This is a genomic window from Streptomyces sp. NPDC043685, assembly GCF_056436585.1.
In genome coordinates this window covers 22157-37636 of record NZ_JBWKCH010000016.1, presented here as the reverse complement: position 1 = coordinate 37636, position 15480 = coordinate 22157, and the positions used below count along the sequence as shown (strand labels likewise).

16 protein-coding genes are annotated in these 15480 nt (G+C 70.1%); 3 read left to right on the top strand and 13 right to left on the bottom strand.

Annotated elements, in window-relative coordinates; translation table 11 throughout:
- Positions 1-54 precede the first annotated feature (54 nt).
- The 10 genes from AC0665_RS36610 to AC0665_RS36565 form a co-directional block, all read right to left on the bottom strand.
- Entirely contained in the window at positions 55-357 is a 303-nt protein-coding gene (locus AC0665_RS36610) for a hypothetical protein (protein ID WP_478706735.1), read from the bottom strand.
- A 78-nt stretch (positions 358-435) separates the two neighbouring features.
- Complete coding sequence (locus AC0665_RS36605; protein ID WP_478706734.1) at positions 436-747, bottom strand: hypothetical protein; 312 nt, start codon at positions 745-747, stop codon at positions 436-438.
- A gap of 55 nt (positions 748-802) precedes the next feature.
- Positions 803-1672, bottom strand: a complete 870-nt coding sequence (locus AC0665_RS36600) for an alpha/beta fold hydrolase (protein WP_478706704.1) — start codon at positions 1670-1672, stop codon at positions 803-805.
- 225 nt (positions 1673-1897) lie between these two features.
- A complete protein-coding gene (locus AC0665_RS36595; protein ID WP_478706703.1) occupies positions 1898-2269 on the bottom strand; it encodes a hypothetical protein in 372 nt (123 codons plus the stop codon).
- Between the two features lie 55 nt (positions 2270-2324).
- On the bottom strand, positions 2325-2891 hold the full coding sequence (locus AC0665_RS36590) for a hypothetical protein (protein ID WP_478706702.1): 567 nt from the start codon (positions 2889-2891) through the stop codon (positions 2325-2327).
- 1377 nt (positions 2892-4268) lie between these two features.
- Positions 4269-5189: a phosphatase PAP2 family protein gene (locus AC0665_RS36585; RefSeq protein WP_478706701.1), complete on the bottom strand. Its 921-nt coding sequence runs from the start codon at positions 5187-5189 to the stop codon at positions 4269-4271.
- A gap of 93 nt (positions 5190-5282) precedes the next feature.
- Positions 5283-6239, bottom strand: coding sequence for a hypothetical protein (locus AC0665_RS36580; protein WP_478706700.1), 957 nt, complete (start codon positions 6237-6239; stop codon positions 5283-5285).
- A complete protein-coding gene (locus tag AC0665_RS36575; protein ID WP_478706699.1) occupies positions 6236-6577 on the bottom strand; it encodes a PadR family transcriptional regulator in 342 nt (113 codons plus the stop codon). The genes AC0665_RS36580 and AC0665_RS36575 overlap by 4 nt, the downstream gene beginning before the upstream one ends.
- 253 nt (positions 6578-6830) lie before the next feature.
- Complete coding sequence (locus tag AC0665_RS36570) at positions 6831-7241, bottom strand: hypothetical protein (protein WP_478706698.1); 411 nt, start codon at positions 7239-7241, stop codon at positions 6831-6833.
- 58 nt (positions 7242-7299) lie between these two features.
- Positions 7300-8874, bottom strand: coding sequence for a carboxylesterase/lipase family protein (locus tag AC0665_RS36565; RefSeq protein WP_478706697.1), 1575 nt, complete (start codon positions 8872-8874; stop codon positions 7300-7302).
- A 133-nt stretch (positions 8875-9007) separates the two neighbouring features.
- On the opposite strand from AC0665_RS36565, the gene AC0665_RS36560 reads away from it, so the two are divergent.
- A complete protein-coding gene (locus AC0665_RS36560; RefSeq protein WP_468414547.1) occupies positions 9008-9601 on the top strand; it encodes a TetR/AcrR family transcriptional regulator in 594 nt (197 codons plus the stop codon).
- Positions 9602-9854: 253 nt separating this feature from the next.
- Positions 9855-10580: a dienelactone hydrolase family protein gene (locus tag AC0665_RS36555; RefSeq protein WP_478706696.1), complete on the top strand. Its 726-nt coding sequence runs from the start codon at positions 9855-9857 to the stop codon at positions 10578-10580.
- Here AC0665_RS36555 and AC0665_RS36550 read toward each other — a convergent pair.
- From AC0665_RS36550 to AC0665_RS36540, 3 genes are all read right to left on the bottom strand, one after another.
- Positions 10570-10857 (bottom strand): hypothetical protein, encoded by a 288-nt coding sequence (locus tag AC0665_RS36550; RefSeq protein ID WP_478706695.1) that lies wholly within the window; start codon positions 10855-10857, stop codon positions 10570-10572. The two genes, AC0665_RS36555 and AC0665_RS36550, sit on opposite strands and share 11 nt — an antisense overlap.
- Positions 10858-10883: 26 nt before the next feature.
- Complete coding sequence (locus AC0665_RS36545) at positions 10884-11453, bottom strand: hypothetical protein (protein ID WP_468414551.1); 570 nt, start codon at positions 11451-11453, stop codon at positions 10884-10886.
- Positions 11454-11933: 480 nt separating this feature from the next.
- On the bottom strand, positions 11934-12134 hold the full coding sequence (locus tag AC0665_RS36540; protein WP_478706694.1) for a hypothetical protein: 201 nt from the start codon (positions 12132-12134) through the stop codon (positions 11934-11936).
- Between the two features lie 1777 nt (positions 12135-13911).
- On the opposite strand from AC0665_RS36540, the gene cdgB reads away from it, so the two are divergent.
- Positions 13912-15453 carry a diguanylate cyclase CdgB gene (gene cdgB / locus AC0665_RS36535; protein WP_478706732.1) on the top strand — a complete coding sequence of 514 codons (1542 nt, stop codon included), beginning with the start codon at positions 13912-13914 and terminating at the stop codon, positions 15451-15453.
- Positions 15454-15480: the final 27 nt, after the last annotated feature.

Genomic DNA, 15480 nt, shown 5'->3' with positions numbered 1-15480 from the left:
CCTCCTGCACAGGACGAACTTCTCGTCGCCATGCGACCGAAAGCTCAGCCACCCTCACGAGGGAACGGCAGGTGTGGTGTTGACGAGGCGGGGGCTTCCTTCCCGCATCGTCCTGACCGAGCGCGCCGGCGACGGCGAGCGCGTGAGCGCGAGCTGGCCGCAGGAGCCGTAGATCACCCGCCGGATACGTCGTCCGGGTGGCCCGAACCCGGGGCCGCGGTGCCTGTAGCGGTGGCGCAGTTCGGCTGCCCAGGTACGGAGCTGTTCTGCGAGGGCAAGGTTGTCGCCGCGGGCCACGGTCTGGAGCAGTTGGGCGCACACGGTCGCTTCGACGGCCAGGGCGAGCAGCTCCCCCACCGTGAACGCCTCTTCCTCCAGGCCCCCCCCAGGTGGCGACCCCGTACCCAGCCACATGCCCGGCTGCCGCCTCCCCTTCTAGGACCTCAACGCGTCCCGGATGGTGCGGTGGAGGGCCGGGCGGTCGCCGGGGTGGGCCCACTCGAGGTCGTGCAGCAGGACCAGGTCCAGCTGCTCACACCCGAGCTGCTGGCGGTTGTGGCCAATCTGCCAGCGCACGTAGACCGGGGCGAGGCTGTGCCCGGCCACCGCCTGGTCCTCGGCGAGGACCCCCGCGGTTACCGCGTCGGTGCCGGTGGCCGCAGCGAAATAGCCGGCCCTGGTGGAGATGCGCAGGACCGGGTGGGCGGCCAGGGCCGGCGCGAGGAGCCACGCGTGCCCAGCTCTCATCGTGCTCGAGGCCAGAGGCGCCCGGGGCGGGGAAGCTAGTCGGTCAGAGGTTGGCTTACGAGGCGCCGTCAAGAACCTGGCGCAGCCGATGCGCGAAATCGTCCGGCTTCCCCGCATACCCGAACTCCCCGTCCATGAACCCGCCGTGATGGCTCGGGAACACGGTCACCTGCTGTCCGAGCAGTTCAGCGGTCGCGACGGCGGTGCGTCCGGTCAGCACGTCCTCGGACTCCTCGCCCACAGCGATCACAACGCGGGTCGGCGCAGCCGCGATCGCATCGGCGTCCGGCCGATAGTTGCTGACCGCCCATGATCGGTCGGACAGCAGCGGATCGTCACGTGAGCCGTCATCCTCCGTGGGCATCCCGAACGCGGCTGGATCGGCCTCTGGCTGTGCGAAGTACGCATCGGTGAACTCTCCCCTCCACGAGGTCATGGCCACGAACGCAGCCATCCCGGCGCCCCCTCCCCGCTTCTCGTAGGCCTCCCGGACTCCTGCCCGCGCCCGCACGGCCGCTGGGCCGTCCAGCAGGAGGGTGATGAGCGGCGGTTCGTGCGCGACCAGAGTCGTCACGTCTGCCGGATACTTCGCCACGACCGCGAGCGCGGTGACCGCTCCCCCACTGCTGGCGAACATCTCAACCGGCCCGGCCCCGAGCGCCTCGATGACAGCGTGCACGTCGTCGGCCTGAGTCTGCGGCGTGTGGTCGACCCGCCCGTCCTTACGAGTACTGCGACCGAGGCCGCGCGGGTCATAGGTGACCACGGTCCGCTCAGGAAAGCACGCGGCGAGCCCGACGAAGCCACTGGCATCCATGGGCTGCCCGATCATGAACAACGGCGCGCGTCCATCTGCGGCCGGCAGCGGCCCTCGAACGTCATAGACCAGGTCCGCGCCGGCTGTCTTGAGCGTATGAGTCTCCATACCTGTGCAGACCGCCCCCGTCCCCAAAACTCATCGGCGCGGCAGGCATCGCTCCGCGATAGGACCACGCTCCCACCTCGAAGCGCGCCTCCGCCTGATGATGAGGGGCTACCGGGAGCTCCTGTGGCGCGGCGGCCGACGAACTGGGCACGTTCATCCATACCCGGCTGGGTACTCTCGCGCGTTCGCCGACAGTGTGCCCCCAACGCCTGGTCGCGCCCAGGGTCAGGGCGACCAGCCGAGGATCAGGGCGCTCACGGGTGTCCGTGTGGGCCCGGCCGACGCGCTGCATCGCCACCGCGACAGCGGCCCCCTACGCGCGAACAGATGCGCCAACTCATCGCCGAAGGACTCAAAGACATCTACTTCCAAGATAGCGGCAACCACGCCATGAGAGTCACCGACGTCACCCTCAACAACATCGACTACCTCAACCATAACTACTGAATTCGGCTCCTTTTGAGGAAGCAGCAATCCCCATTGCAGGAACGGAAGAAGGCGGCCGAACCAGCCGGCCGCCGATGCATCACCGACGGCGAAGTCTTCGACGAGCAGACCGGCGGAGCGGTCGGCGTTCCCAAGGTGCTGCCAGCTCATCAGCGGTCACGCCACCACCGCAGCCGCCCATACCGACGCCACGCTTGGTCCGCCATCACCTCGCAGTTTGGTGGCCCATCTCCGCCCGCAGCTCCGCCATGCGGTCCATCAGAACGCCGAGAACTTGGCTTCGCGCCTGTTCCGCCCGGCCGAACGTAGCGTCGATCGACTGCAGCAGATCCTGGTCCCGAGGACCGCCAGACTGCGCGACCATCTCGACCATCTCTCGTACTGCTTCGGCGCACCCCAGGTAAGTGTGCAGGCCTCGTGTCTCCGCCGTGCCCCTGCTGTAGTCGCCTGAACTGGGGGAGTGGACGAAGCTCAGCCCGTATACCTCGCACCGGTCCGCGGCTGTCCTGACCCGCTTCACCTCATTGGGCAACTCGCCGAGGTTGACCGGCCGGCCATCACGCACCGCCTGCCGGGCGTCATCGAGATAGAGCAGGAGGTCGCGAGTAGCGACGCGCAGGTCCATCATCCGGTCGAACTCTTCGACGTTGCGGGCGTGTTGCTCTTGGCGACGGGCGTGTCGTCCGGTGATGAAAGGCCCAGCGACGGCTGCGGCGCCGGTGATGGCTGCTCCGCCGAGGCCACTGATGAGTGCGACCGTCAGTTGATCCACAGAGACCATCTTGGCGGCAATGTAGACAGTTGTCCTGTGAACTCGAAGATCCCTCGTTCACCGAGCGGCTTGAGTCTTCGCCCTCCAAACGTCGCATTCTCCGCCCCTCCCCCGGTGGCGAACCGGTATCCGGGCCGGGGTGCGCGAGCAGCGCTTGCTGGCCGGGTTGGGACGTGTCCACAGCACGGCGGTGCCGTCCTGCACCGCGGTGCTGTCGGCACTGCGGCCATTCCCGTGCGACGCCATACCGCACACCGCAACAGGTCGTCCGGCTCGTGGAAGCACTGCTAGCCATAAGAGAGTTACCGGGCGCACGTTGGTGCCACTACTTGTCGTCGCGGAAGAAGGGGATGAGCCCCCATACAGGTACAGAGCACCACTTGACTCGCAGTGCCTTGTCCTTGCGTTTTTCCCTCTTCGCCGGAACGGCGACGCCATCAGCGCCAAGGCCTCGCTCACACCTGGCTCGGGAATGACCGCGGCGATGACAGTGGTGGTTGAGGCCGCATCCGCGGGGTCCTCCGTTTCCTCCCGCGTGAAGTACGCCTTCTGCGCAAGCCGGACTCATGACGAGCCATGACATTCCCCCATTACGGTGCAACCGGCATGCCCATGGAACGAGTGCATTCATGCCAGCACGTGAAGCGGCCCCTGCGGCGTCGAGACAGAGATGCCGGCCGGGGCCGCCGGGCGCGGGAAGGCGGAGACGGCGGCGGGACCGGGGAACGGGCCTCCACGACCACCAACGGCGTCGATCGGATTCATCCGCAAACCGGCGGGTATCTGGAAGTCCATGGCGACTGAGGGGAAGTCCTCCTACTGCCTCACCGACGCCACCGGCAACGTGCCGGGCCTGGTCGACGTCGCGGGCAAGCGCACCCACACCTACGCCTACAGCCCCGCCGGCCTGCCCCGCGACACCACCACCGCAGCAACCCCGCAGCCGTCTCAGGGAGGCGAGGGGGCTGCCCTCGCCCCCGGGAAAGGAGGATCAGGTGAACGGATTCGGTCTGGTTGTACTCATCGGCGTCGTGGCAGCGGTGGCGGCACTGGGCATGTGGCTGCAGGGGACGGGATTCCGGGACTATCTGCGTCGCAGGCAAGGGAAGAAGTGAGGAGCCGACGCGCAACGCCGACGAAGCGAGCGATCGAATGATCCGGTACCTGGCAGAGGCCGGTAGGGCCGCTTGGCCGATGTGCGTCTCCGCAAGTCTTTCGGCCGCGATGCGCTGGCGCTACTGCTCGTTGGCACCGCCGTCGCGGGCCTCGAAGAGGCGGTCGGCCCGGCGCGGTGACAGGGCCTGGGTGATGTCGCGGATCCGGGCGTCGTCGGTCGTGCCAGGATGCGCCGGTTCCCGCCCGGAGCCGGCCGGGTGGTCAGTCCAGTGCGGGGCGTGTGCGGCGTGCGGTGCGTGCGGGCCGCCCGACTGCGGCGTACCAGACCAGGGCCGCACATATGAAGGCCGTCGCCGCGGAGACCAGTGACCTTGTGAGGGTGTCGTTCCGTGCGCCGGAAGCGAGGGCGATGGCCAGTGCCAGCGTCAGGGTGATGACATGCAGCGCACGGGGATTCCGCGTGGCGCCTGGCACGGCGGCCGGCGGCAGCAGCCAGGTCGCCAGGCCGTAACAGGCACAGGCCAACAGTGTGGCTCCCAGTACTTCGCTGGGCCGGTGGCCGCCCATGGTCGCGGTGGCGGCGGCGATGCAGGCGAGCCACAGCACACCGGCCGTGGCGACGTAGGGGCGGATGCGGGGGGAAACCACGAGGACGACGGCGAGGGTCAGCGCGGCGGGGATGACCGTGTGCCCGCTGGGAAAACCCTGATCAAGGAGATTTTCGGGCGCGCCCACCAGATCGGGGCGGGGCATGGTCGATTTGAACACCTCCTTGCCTCCGATCGCGAGAATGGCGGCCCCGAGCGCCGCACACCCCTGCCGCCAGCGCCGCCCCACCAGGGTGAGGACCACGATGACGGCCAGGCCGGCCATCACGGTGGGCTTGGCGGTCAATTCCATCGGCGGCAGGGGTGTCGAGCCGTAGGCCGATCCTGACAGGGGGTAGAACCATGCTTCTTCGCCGCCCGGTATACCGAGATGGAACAGGGCGTTCTCAGCTCGTTGCCCCCATGGGGTACAGACGCCGAGCAGGTAGACCGTCAAGAACCCCAGGGTGTACAGCAGAGTCGGCATCCACGGCCGTGTCGTACGCGGCAGGTTGAGGCCGTCGGGGGCCTCGGGAGCCTGCCTTGAGGTCCCCGGACGGTGCGCGGGCGGGGACGGGGAATCGTGCTGGGTCATCGCTGTGTTTCTTCCGTTGGGAGGAGTTCGGTCGCGCGCGTCTTGCGGCGCGACGTGGGCCGCGGGCTCGGTCGGCCCACCGGGGGTCCGCTCCTATTCGGCGAGTGCCTGCCCCTGCCGGCGCTGGGCGGTGAACGCCAGGGCGGGGAGGGGTGCGGTCAGCAGGATGAGGACGACCAGGTCCGGAAAGGACTGCATGAACGCGTCCGGCCGGACGACGATCGCCTGCGTGCGGACGATCGCGACCGCCGCGACGGGGATCAGCCATCGGTGGTCGCCGGTGGCGTCCGTCGCCACCCACGCGGCGAACAACGCGGCGACTTCGAGGGTGAACAGGCCGCGCTGGAAGGTCGGACTGACGGAGATGACGTGCAGGCCCCCGGCCACGAACATGGCGAGCACGAGGGGGGCCAGCCAGCGGTACGAGCGGCGTCGCAGACGGCTGGGACGGCAGAGCGCCAGCACGGCGCACGCGGCGGACAGTGTCCCCGAGAGCGCCAGGTCACGGGCCGTTATGGGGGTGCCGAGACCGTAGTAGCCCAGGCCCGCCTTGCCCTCGTCGCCGAAGAGGGTGCGGCCGTGGGACGTGGCACCGGCCCAGATCATGGCTGCCGCGGCCGGCAGCGCGATCCACGCTCTGCCCCGCAGCAGAGCGATCAGGCAGCCCAGCGGGAGCAGCCCGTAGGGCAGCAGCCGTATCCGCGTGGGACCGTCGGCCCACGGGTACCAGCCGGAGAAGTGGAAGGCGATGGCGTGCTGTCCGGGGTCGATGTGCAGTGTCCAGTGCCACACATCCTGCAAGTACGGAACCAGCGCCAGCGCGGCGAGAGCCAGGGCGGCCAGGTGGATGCCGTCCAGCCACCACGGCCGAGTGGTGTCGTCAGCGGTGGCACGGGCGCGGGCCTGCACCCCTGCGCGCAACAAGGCGGCGACTTCCCGCGGCGGGGGCCAGGAGCGGCCGGGATACGCCTCGGCCAGGCAGTCCAGCACCTCCTCTCCCTGCCGGGAACGGTAGGACTCGGGATAGGCCGCGAGCAGCAGACGGTTCATGCCGGGGCCGCTCCGGCATCCCGCGAGCGTCCGATGACGACGGCCGCCGCCTGCTGCATCCGCAGCGCCTCCCGGCCGAGCGCCTCGGTGCCCTCTTCGGTGAGCCGGTAGTAGCGCCGCGCCCGCCCGTCCACGATCTCCTCATGGCCGGCGGCCACCAGCCCGGCCCGCTCCATCCGCTCCAGCGCGCCGTAGAGGGTGCCGACAGCGATCCGCAGCCGCCCGTCGGTGGCCTGCTCGGCAGCCTTGATGATGCCGTACCCGTGCAACGGGCCATCCATGAGCGCGGCCAGGATGAAGTACTGCGGTTCCGTCAAGGGCGGATTCTGTCTGGTCATGTGCCGAGCATATATCGAGCTACGAAATATATCTGCCAGTTCTGAATGACCGGGCAGCACCTTCAGACCGGCCGGGCACGGCCTGCCGTTCTCGGCCTGGAGCCTTGCCAAGCTGGCGATCCGGGCCATCTGGCTCTGGCGGAGCGCTGGCCGACCTGGTGGGAGACGAGCAGGACCGGCGGGTGCACCCGTTCGTACGCACCGGAGGTGGGTGCGGACCAGCGGGTGCTGCCACAGCGGACGACTTCTCGATTCAGCCGCGGCGCCACCGCTCGATGCGCTTCTCCCAGGCCCGATCGTCCGTGGTCTCCAGGAAGCCGCGGTGGTTGATGAGCAGGTACACCTCGTCGGCCGATGCGTTGGTGGTGTTGAGGATGAGGGGCTGGCCCGCGTTCAGCAGGCCACCGAGGAAGCGGCCGTAGAGGTGGGTGAAGCGGGTTTCTGCCGCGGTGATGTCCGCGCGGGTGAGGGCGAGATCGCCGTTGTCGGACCAGCCGGTGAGGACGAGCAGGTCGGAGTGCAGGATGATCCGGCCGCGACGCCGGAAGAGAGTCTTTTGGCTCATGCCAGCGGCGATCTTCGCCGCTGCTCGCTTCTCGCTCAACTCGTGGGCAATGGCGCCGATGTAGTCGGCCTCGGCGAGCGGAGTGCCGATTTCGTTCATGGGGTCCTCCGGAGGGGTTCGTTCGTACGGTCCGCGGGAGATGTGCGGATGACGGGCGTCAGGAGTTGCGCGCCCAGAAGGCACATCGGTGTTCGGCCGCCGCGTCCACGCCGGAGAACGTGTGCCGAGCCAGCTGTTGGGTGTGCGGGAACGGCGGCCAGTCGTCGCCGGGCGTACCGGTTCTGGCGAACGTCGTCCACGCGGCGATCATGCGTCGGGAGAGGGCGGACTGTCCGTCGTCGAGGCGGAGGTCGCCCATGCCGAACAGGTAGGGCAGCTCCGCGCTGTGGTAGGCGCCCAGCGGGAAGTCGGGGTGGAGGTCGGGCGCGGGTGGGTGGCGGTCGGCGAACTCGTAGCTGTAGACCGGAACATGCCGGGCCAGCAGCCGGTCGGCGGCCAGCGTGGGGCACACCCAGCTGCGGTCGGTGCCGACCTTGGCCCAGGTCAGTGCGGGCGTGGCGCCGGGCGGGTACACGCGGGCGATGCGGGCCGCTTGCCGTCGGCCGTAGGTCTCGGTGAGCAGGCGGCGGTAGTCCGCTGCCGTCATCGGCCCGTCCAGGGTGAACAGGGCGGCGAACAGCCGGTGTTCGTCACGGGTGTTGCCCTGCAGGACGGGCACGCGGTGGACGTGGCCGGCCTTGAGCGCGCGGGCCGGCGACTGGGGCAGGACACTCGTCCCGTAGGCGGGCTGGTGGAAGCGCCCGTTGAGGGACAACACGTCCTTGACGGGCTTGACGCGCAGGCACTTCAGGCTGCGGCAGCCCAGAGCGCCGCAGCCCTTGGCGGCCAGCTCGTCCTGGTGGGCGAAATAGGTGGCGGCGGGGTCGCCGGGCGCGAGCGTGTTCTTGGGCCAGTTCTGCAGGCAGGAGCCGCTCTGGATGACCGCGCGGTGGAAGAGCCCGGCGGCCTTGGGCGAGGCGAGCTGAGCGCACACGCTCGCGCCTCCTGAGGACTCGCCCATGAGCGTGACATTGCCGGGATCACCGCCGAACGCGGCAGCGTTGTCCCGTACCCAGCGCAGCGCCGCCTGCTGGTCCTGCAGGCCGAAGGCACCGGAGTCGGGCAGGTCGGGATGGGCGAAGAAGCCCAGGGCGCCCAGGCGCGAGTTGACCGTCACGACCGTGACGTCGCCCTGCCGGGCCATCCGGGTGGCGTCGTACTGGTCCCCGGAGCCCGAGCTGAAGGCCCCGCCGTGCAACCAGACCACGACCGGCCGCTTGGCCGGGCGGTCCGCTCCCTCAGCGGGCGTGGTGACGTTGAGGTATAAGCAGTCCTCCGCCGAGTCCGCCACCTCGGGCTGCGCGCAGGCCGGTCCGGGCTCTGCCGCCGACCGCGTGCCGGTCCAGGTGGGTGGCGCTGTCGGGGGCTGCCAGCGCAGCGGGCCGACCGGAGGTGCCGCGTAGGGGATGCCCTGATAGGTGGTGACGCCGCCAGTGGTTACCCCCTCCAGGCGGCCCTGGCGAGTACGAGCGGTGTCCGAACGCGCCTCAGGGTGCTGACCCTGGGCACGCTGCCGGTGCGGGTGCTGCCCGGCCGTCGTCGGCGAGGTCTGCACCGCATCCGCTGTGCCCATCACCGCCACGAGGAGGGCCGCGCCCAGTACGGCGCCGGCAGTGGAGCGTCGCTCCCGCATGGTCCGGTCCTCTCCCTCTTGCCGCTGCAGTGCAGGCGGCGCCCAACTTTTTGCAATACGTTCGTATTGCAAAAACGACATTAGGCTGATTCGCCCAGGAGGGCAAGCACGAGGAAGAGAGGTGCCCGTCGACGTGCCGCGACAGGTAGACCACAAGGCCCGCCGGGACCAGATCGCCGAGGCGCTGCTGGACATCGTCGCCGACCATGGACTGGAAGCGATCTCCATGCGGGCCGTGGCGGCACAGGCGGGCGTCTCGACCGGCCGCATCCAGCACTACTTCGCCAACAAGGACGAACTGCTCGCCTATGCGATCGAGTACCAGGACTGGCTGGTCCAGCAGCGGTGGAACGAGCAGGCATGGCCCGAGGGCGAGCCCACCCCCCGGGAGGCGCTGCGCTGGGTGCTGCTGGAGACGATCCCCAGGGACGACCGGCGTCGCCGCGAGTGGCTCGTCGGCGTCGCTTACCTCATCCGCATGCTTGCCAACCCCAAACTGCGAGCCCTCTACGTCGACGGGTTGCCCCGCCTCTACCGGCTCCTCGCCGACCTCGTCCGCATGGCCCAGGAAGCCGGTGACATCGCGCCGGACCGCGACCCCGATGTGGAAGCGGAACTGCTCTTCGGCCTCGCCGACTCGCAGGGTCCACCCGTCGTCCTGGGCCTGCGTACCCCCGAACAGGCCACCGCTGCCATCGACTATTACCTTGACCATCTTTTCCAGTAACCGCCGACAGCGGGGCATCGGCTGACCAGAACTTCGCTCGATCACCGTCCCGCGACCAGTCCAGCTGGTTCTTCGAGCGCAGCTTGATCAGCAGCAGCTGGCTCACCTGGTCCCGGACGCCGGCCTCGTTCCACGCAACCAGCCCCCGGCGACGTCGCTGACGGGGCGGTTGCGGAACACTCCGGAGACCTGCCTTCTGCCAGCAGCAGAACACCGGCCCGTCCGGGCCCGGCGATCACTACAGTCCAGGCACATGGCGACAGTTACCACGCGCACGGTCGAATACGCGGCAGACGGCCTGACGATGATCGGGCACCTCGCGCTCCCGGCCGGTGTCGACCGCCGGCCCGCGGTCCTGGTCGGGCCCGAGGGGATGGGGCTCAGCGACGTCGAGCGCCGCCGGGCCGATGCGCTCGCCGAGCTGGGATACGTGGCGCTGGCCTTCGACCTCCACGGCGGGCGCTATCTGGGCGACCCTGAGGAGATGCTGGCCCGTTGCATGCCGCTGCTCGCCGACCCCGACCGGATGCGGGGCATCGGCCACGCGGCGCTCGACGTGCTCCGCGCCGAGCCGCGGACCGACCCCGGCCGGATCGCCGCCGTCGGCTACGGCACCGGGGGCGCGATCGCGCTGGAACTCGGGCGCGACGGCGTCGACCTGCGCGCGATCGGGACAGTCAACGCACTGACCACGGGCCGACCGGGCGAGGCGGCGCGCATCCGCTGCCCGGTGTGGGCCGGGGTCGGGTCGGAAGACCCGATCATGCCGCCCGCGCAACGGGACGCGTTCACCGCTGAGATGTGGGCCTCGGGCGTCGACTGGCGCCTCGTGGTCTACGGCGGCGCCTTGCACGCCTTCCACCACCCACCGGTCGACCACCCCGTGGTCCCCGGCGTGGGCTACCACCCACGGCACGCGCAGCGAGCGTGGCGTGACGTCGTCGACCTGCTCGCCGAGTGCGTGCCCATCACGGAGTGATCTGGTCGACAACCGCGATCCCGGACCGCAAGCCACGCCGCTCGAGCGTCACCACCACCAGGGCGTGCGCCGGGCCGGACGGCACGGCCACGGGCAAGCCCTCGTACTTCTGCACGTCGGCCCAAGCGACCTGACGCGAGGCAGGCGCCGGCAGATTCCGCGCCCAGACCAGGTGGTACTTCGCTGCCCGGCAGCGGTCCAGGATCGACCGGCCGCTGCTCGGCCGACGCCACGCCGCCCACTCCGCTTCCACGGGACGGAACCTGCCATGTTGCATGGCAGGTTCCTGCCCTCTGCACGGCTCTACGACATCAGGTGGGTGGCGGAGCGGGCCCGTTCCCACATGCCGGGAATCTGCTCGGTCGGGCGCTGCTGTTCGCCGTGCAGAGCGTTGAGCACGACCAGGCATCCGGTCAGGGCCGGTACCGCCCACTGGGCAGTGGCCAGCTGTCGCCGCGCCTTGTCGAGGTCGATCGGGTGCTTGTCCGCCTTCTCGGCGTCAGCGGGGTCGGTGGAGGAGGCCAGCTCGACCTTCTTGCCCAGGACGCGGGCGTAGGCCGTGGCGGCCAGAGCCGCAGCGGTGATGACGGTCTTGGCCGCTGTAGAGGCGCCCACGCCCTGCTGCGTGGCGACACGGTGCGCGTTCACGGCGAGCAGCCCGCCACCACCGAACAGGTGCGCTCCGATCGCGGCGGCGTTGACCGGCGCCCACTTCGCCCAGCCCGACGAAGAGATCCGGTCACGGTTCATCTCCGTGCCGCCTTCGCCCTGCGCCGCCCCGTTGAGGCCGACCGCCCCCATCAGCGAGCCTCCGAACCAGGCGGCCAGACCGAGATCATGAAGGCTGCGGATGGCGGTGTTGCGTTCAGACATGGCCGAGCTCCTTGAGGTTCGTTCGGTCGGAAGGGCCTGGCCGACATGGACGGCGAAGCCCACCCCACCCTTGCCGGACTGCGTTCGCCTTGCCATCACGGCAGGCCAGATGGGTGACAGCGGGGCAGAAGTTGTTTCGCGATCCGGCACGTCTCTTGGCTGGGAGCGGGGCCTCAGGTCTGCGACGGTGCGTGACGATCAAGGCGGCAGCGGCCAGCTGCCACATGGTCAATGTCGGTACGACCCTCAACCTGCGCGGCGGAGTGCGTGGCGCTGGGCGCCTGACGCCACTTGCACCAGTCGCGGTTGCGTCCTCTCGACAGCCTTCGAGCGCCCTCGGCAGTCAGACGGCGTGCCACACCAGGACGCCGAAGCAGCCGTCACGGCCGGCCGCAACGGCAAGGCCCCTACCGGCGAAGTAACCGCAGGCAAGGGCCTTGCTCTGCTCTGCATGCTTCTCCCCCTGCCCCCGCCCCTCCACTACGTCCCGTCGAACGCCGCGAACACGGCCAGGCACAGGGTGAGGCTCGCGGCGAAGGCGACGCCACCGCGGGACAGGGCCGTCGGCACCGCCGCTCCCTCCCAGCGGGCGAGGGCGAAGGCGATCGCGGCGGCGACGACGGAGAAGAGGACGGCCACCGCCAGCGCGAGGAGCAGGAACGCCGGAAAGGTGTTGTTCATGAAGGCACCGCCTGGGTCGTGTGGTGTGGATGACGGATGGCGTGTCGTGTCGTGTCGTGTCGTGTCAATGACGGATTACGACGATCCCCGGGCAGAACCGCAGGTGGGACGGTTGGATGTTTCTCCGGTGACAACAGGGGGTTGTCCGGCGAACAAACCATGGGGAGAAAAGGTGGCCGGCGAGAGGAAACGGGCGGGGCGGCCGTGGGGACCGGCCCGGGGCTCGTGCGTCGAGATCAACCGGCTGGTCGCGATGGTGCGGTCCTGGCTCGACGAAACGGGCGTCTCCGTCAAGGAATTGCACGTACGGCTCACTCCCGAGCACTTCGTCGCCGGGGCCGTGCCCGAGTTACGCCGGCTGCGGGACCGGCTGGCCGGCGAATCGCTGGAGTGGGACCTCGTCGAGGCTGTGGCCGACGTGTGTTTTCCCCACGAACAGGCCGACCTCACCCGGCGGCGGCTCGGGGAGGCGAGGACGTTGTGGGACCGGGCGCGCACGAACCCTACGGCGGTCACGGAGTCGCAGGAGCTGGTGCCCGCCCGGGTGTTGCTGGAGGCCAAGGACCGCACCATCGAGGTCCTCCAGGAGATGCAGCGCGCCCGCCAGGCCTACGAGGCCGGCGAGCACGGCCGCCAACAGGCCCTCTCCATCGCCACGTTGCTGTTCGTCATGCTCGGACAGGCCCAGGCGAAGGTCGCCGAACTGCGACGTCGGCTCGACGCGCTGGAGTCGCTGCGGGTCGAACTCCCCGAGGGTCAGGGGGTGCTGGAGCTCCTTTCACGGGCGCAGCGGCAGGAGACGGACCTGCGTGAACAGTTGGTCCGCGCCGAGCGGGAGCGGGGCATCGCCCAGCAGGTCGCCGATCACGCGGCCCGCCGCATCCAGGAACTGGAGGCCGAACTGGCCGAGTTGCGGCTGCGCATGGGAGAGGACGAACCCTCCCGTACGGAGCAGCCTGCGCCGCTGCCGTCCCGGCCCGATCTGGACGCGCTCGGCCCCGACGCCGCTGCACTGAACGACGTGGACCGTGCCCTGGAGAAGGCGCGCGCCGTCCTCGACGAGGAGCACGAGGCCGTCCAGCAGGCCGCCGACGAGGTGGGCTACTGGTCGTCCTCGATTCCCTCGGCTGCTCCGGCGGGAGCCGGCCCCTCCGTGCCCGGGCAGGCTCGGCACACCCCGGAAGGACAACCCGCCGGGTTGTCCGGAACAACCCCGGACAACCCGCCGACCAGCCAGGAGACGCCCGTCCCCGCGCTCGAATCCCCACGGTCCCCGGCCGTCGACCCCGAAGGCGAGATCTCCGAGGCGGCCCGCCGGATCACCCGGGGAAGGGACCCGGAGGACATCGTGACGCGGTTGTGCCGGGCCGTCGTACCCGCCGTCGCCGACGCCGTCATGGTCTATCTGCGGGACCCGATCCCGGTGGGCGACGAGGAGCACGCGGGCCCGCTGGTGCTGCGGCTGCAACAGGTACACCCGCTCCACGCCGCAGGGGGTGCCACGCGGTGCGAGGTACGACCCGGCAGTGCGCTCTTCGACGTACTCAACGGGGCGACGCCGGTCGGTGGCGACTCGCCGGTCGGGGCGGCCGCGCTGCCCGAACTGCTCGGCGAGGGGCATCAGGCACCCGGCGGAGGCCACACCGTCCTCGTGCCCCTGCAGGGTCGCAGGCGGATCATCGGCACGGCCGTCCTCCTGCGGCACCCCGCCGAGCAGCCCTTCCAGGAAGCCGATCTGTCGGTCGCCGCCGAGCTCGCCACGCACAGCGCGCTCGCCATCGACAGGAGTCACAATCTGCAGGCCGTGGTCCAGGACCTCCATCTCGCCCGCAGCCTCGCGGACACCGTGCAGATCGTCGCCGACCGAGTCGTGACCGGACTCGGGTACGAGCTGGCGTGCGTGAACCTCGTCCGGCCGGACGGCGACCTCGTCGTCGCCGCCTTCGCCGGGAACCCCGCCGCCGACGCCCTCATCACCGGCCGCTCCGGCTCCCGCGAGTCCTGGGAGCGCCGCCTCGGCATGGGCGAGCACTGGGGCGACCTGGTGTTCATACCGCACACCGAGGGCTGGATCCTGGACAACGACGACGTCCCGCAGTGGTACACCGACGGCCCAGCCCCCCGCTTCGAGGACGACTGGCACCCCGCCGACCGCCTCTTCGCCCCCATGTACGCCCGGAGCGCTTCGGGAGCCTCCCACGGTGAGCTGATCGGCGTGATCTCCGTGGACCGGCCTCTCACCCGCCGCCGCCCCAGGCCGGACGAGCGCCGGGACCTGGAGGAGTACGCCTTCCAGGCCGCCATCGCGATCAGCAACGCGCGGTTGCGCACGAACATGCAACGCGCCCTGGTCAGACTGGAGCGCGAGCAGCAGACGCTGCGGGCGAGCGAGGAGTCCTTCCGACACGCCTTCGAGTACGCGCCCAGCGGTATGGCCATCTCCGAGATGGGTGGAGGCAACCACGGCCGCATCCTCCGGGCGAACGACGCGCTGTGCCGCTTGCTGGGCCGCCCGGCCACCGCCCTGCGCCGCTACTCGCTCTCGGACCTCGTCCATCCCGAGGACATAGGCACCCTGCTCCGCACCAGCGCGGACGGCGGGCGTGCGGAACTGCGCCTCGGGCGCCGCGACGGCACGTACCTGTGGGTCTCACTGCGCAACAGTGTTTTCGCCGACGCCGCCGACGGCCCGCGCTTCCTGCTCACCCATGTCGAGGACATCGAGGAGCGCAAACGACGCGAGTTCGATCTCGCCCACCGCGCCTCGCACGACGACCTCACGGGCCTGCCGAACTCCGCCGAGCTGCACGCCCGAATCGCCGCCCGGCTCTGCCCACTCCCGGAGCAGGGGCCCGACGCCGCGAAGGAGGGCGACGACCTCTACGACGACGCCCACCCCGGCCGCGCCGCTCAGGTCGCGATCCCCCACACCCATGTCCGGGCCCCCGTGGGCGACGGCATCACGCACGGCCTGGCCGTGTTGTTCTTCGCCCTCCGCGACTTCAAGGCGATCAACACCCGTTTCGGGTACGACGCGGGGGACGGCGTCCTCGTCAAGGTCGCCCAGCGGCTCGGTCAGGCTGTGCGCGACGGCGACACGGTCGCCCGCTACGGCGGTGACGAGTTCGTCGTCCTCGCCGACGGCTTCGACCCCGCCGACGCGCACGCCGCCGCGGTGTGGATGCAGTCCCGGATCCACCTGCCGATCCCCCTGGGCGACGAGATCGTGCGCATGCACGCGGGTGTCGGTATCGCGTGGGCCCAGTGCGGAACGGCTCCCGCCGACATCCTCCGAGCGGCCCGCGGATTCGCGTCCTGAGAGGCATGGCATCCGGATGCTCCCGTG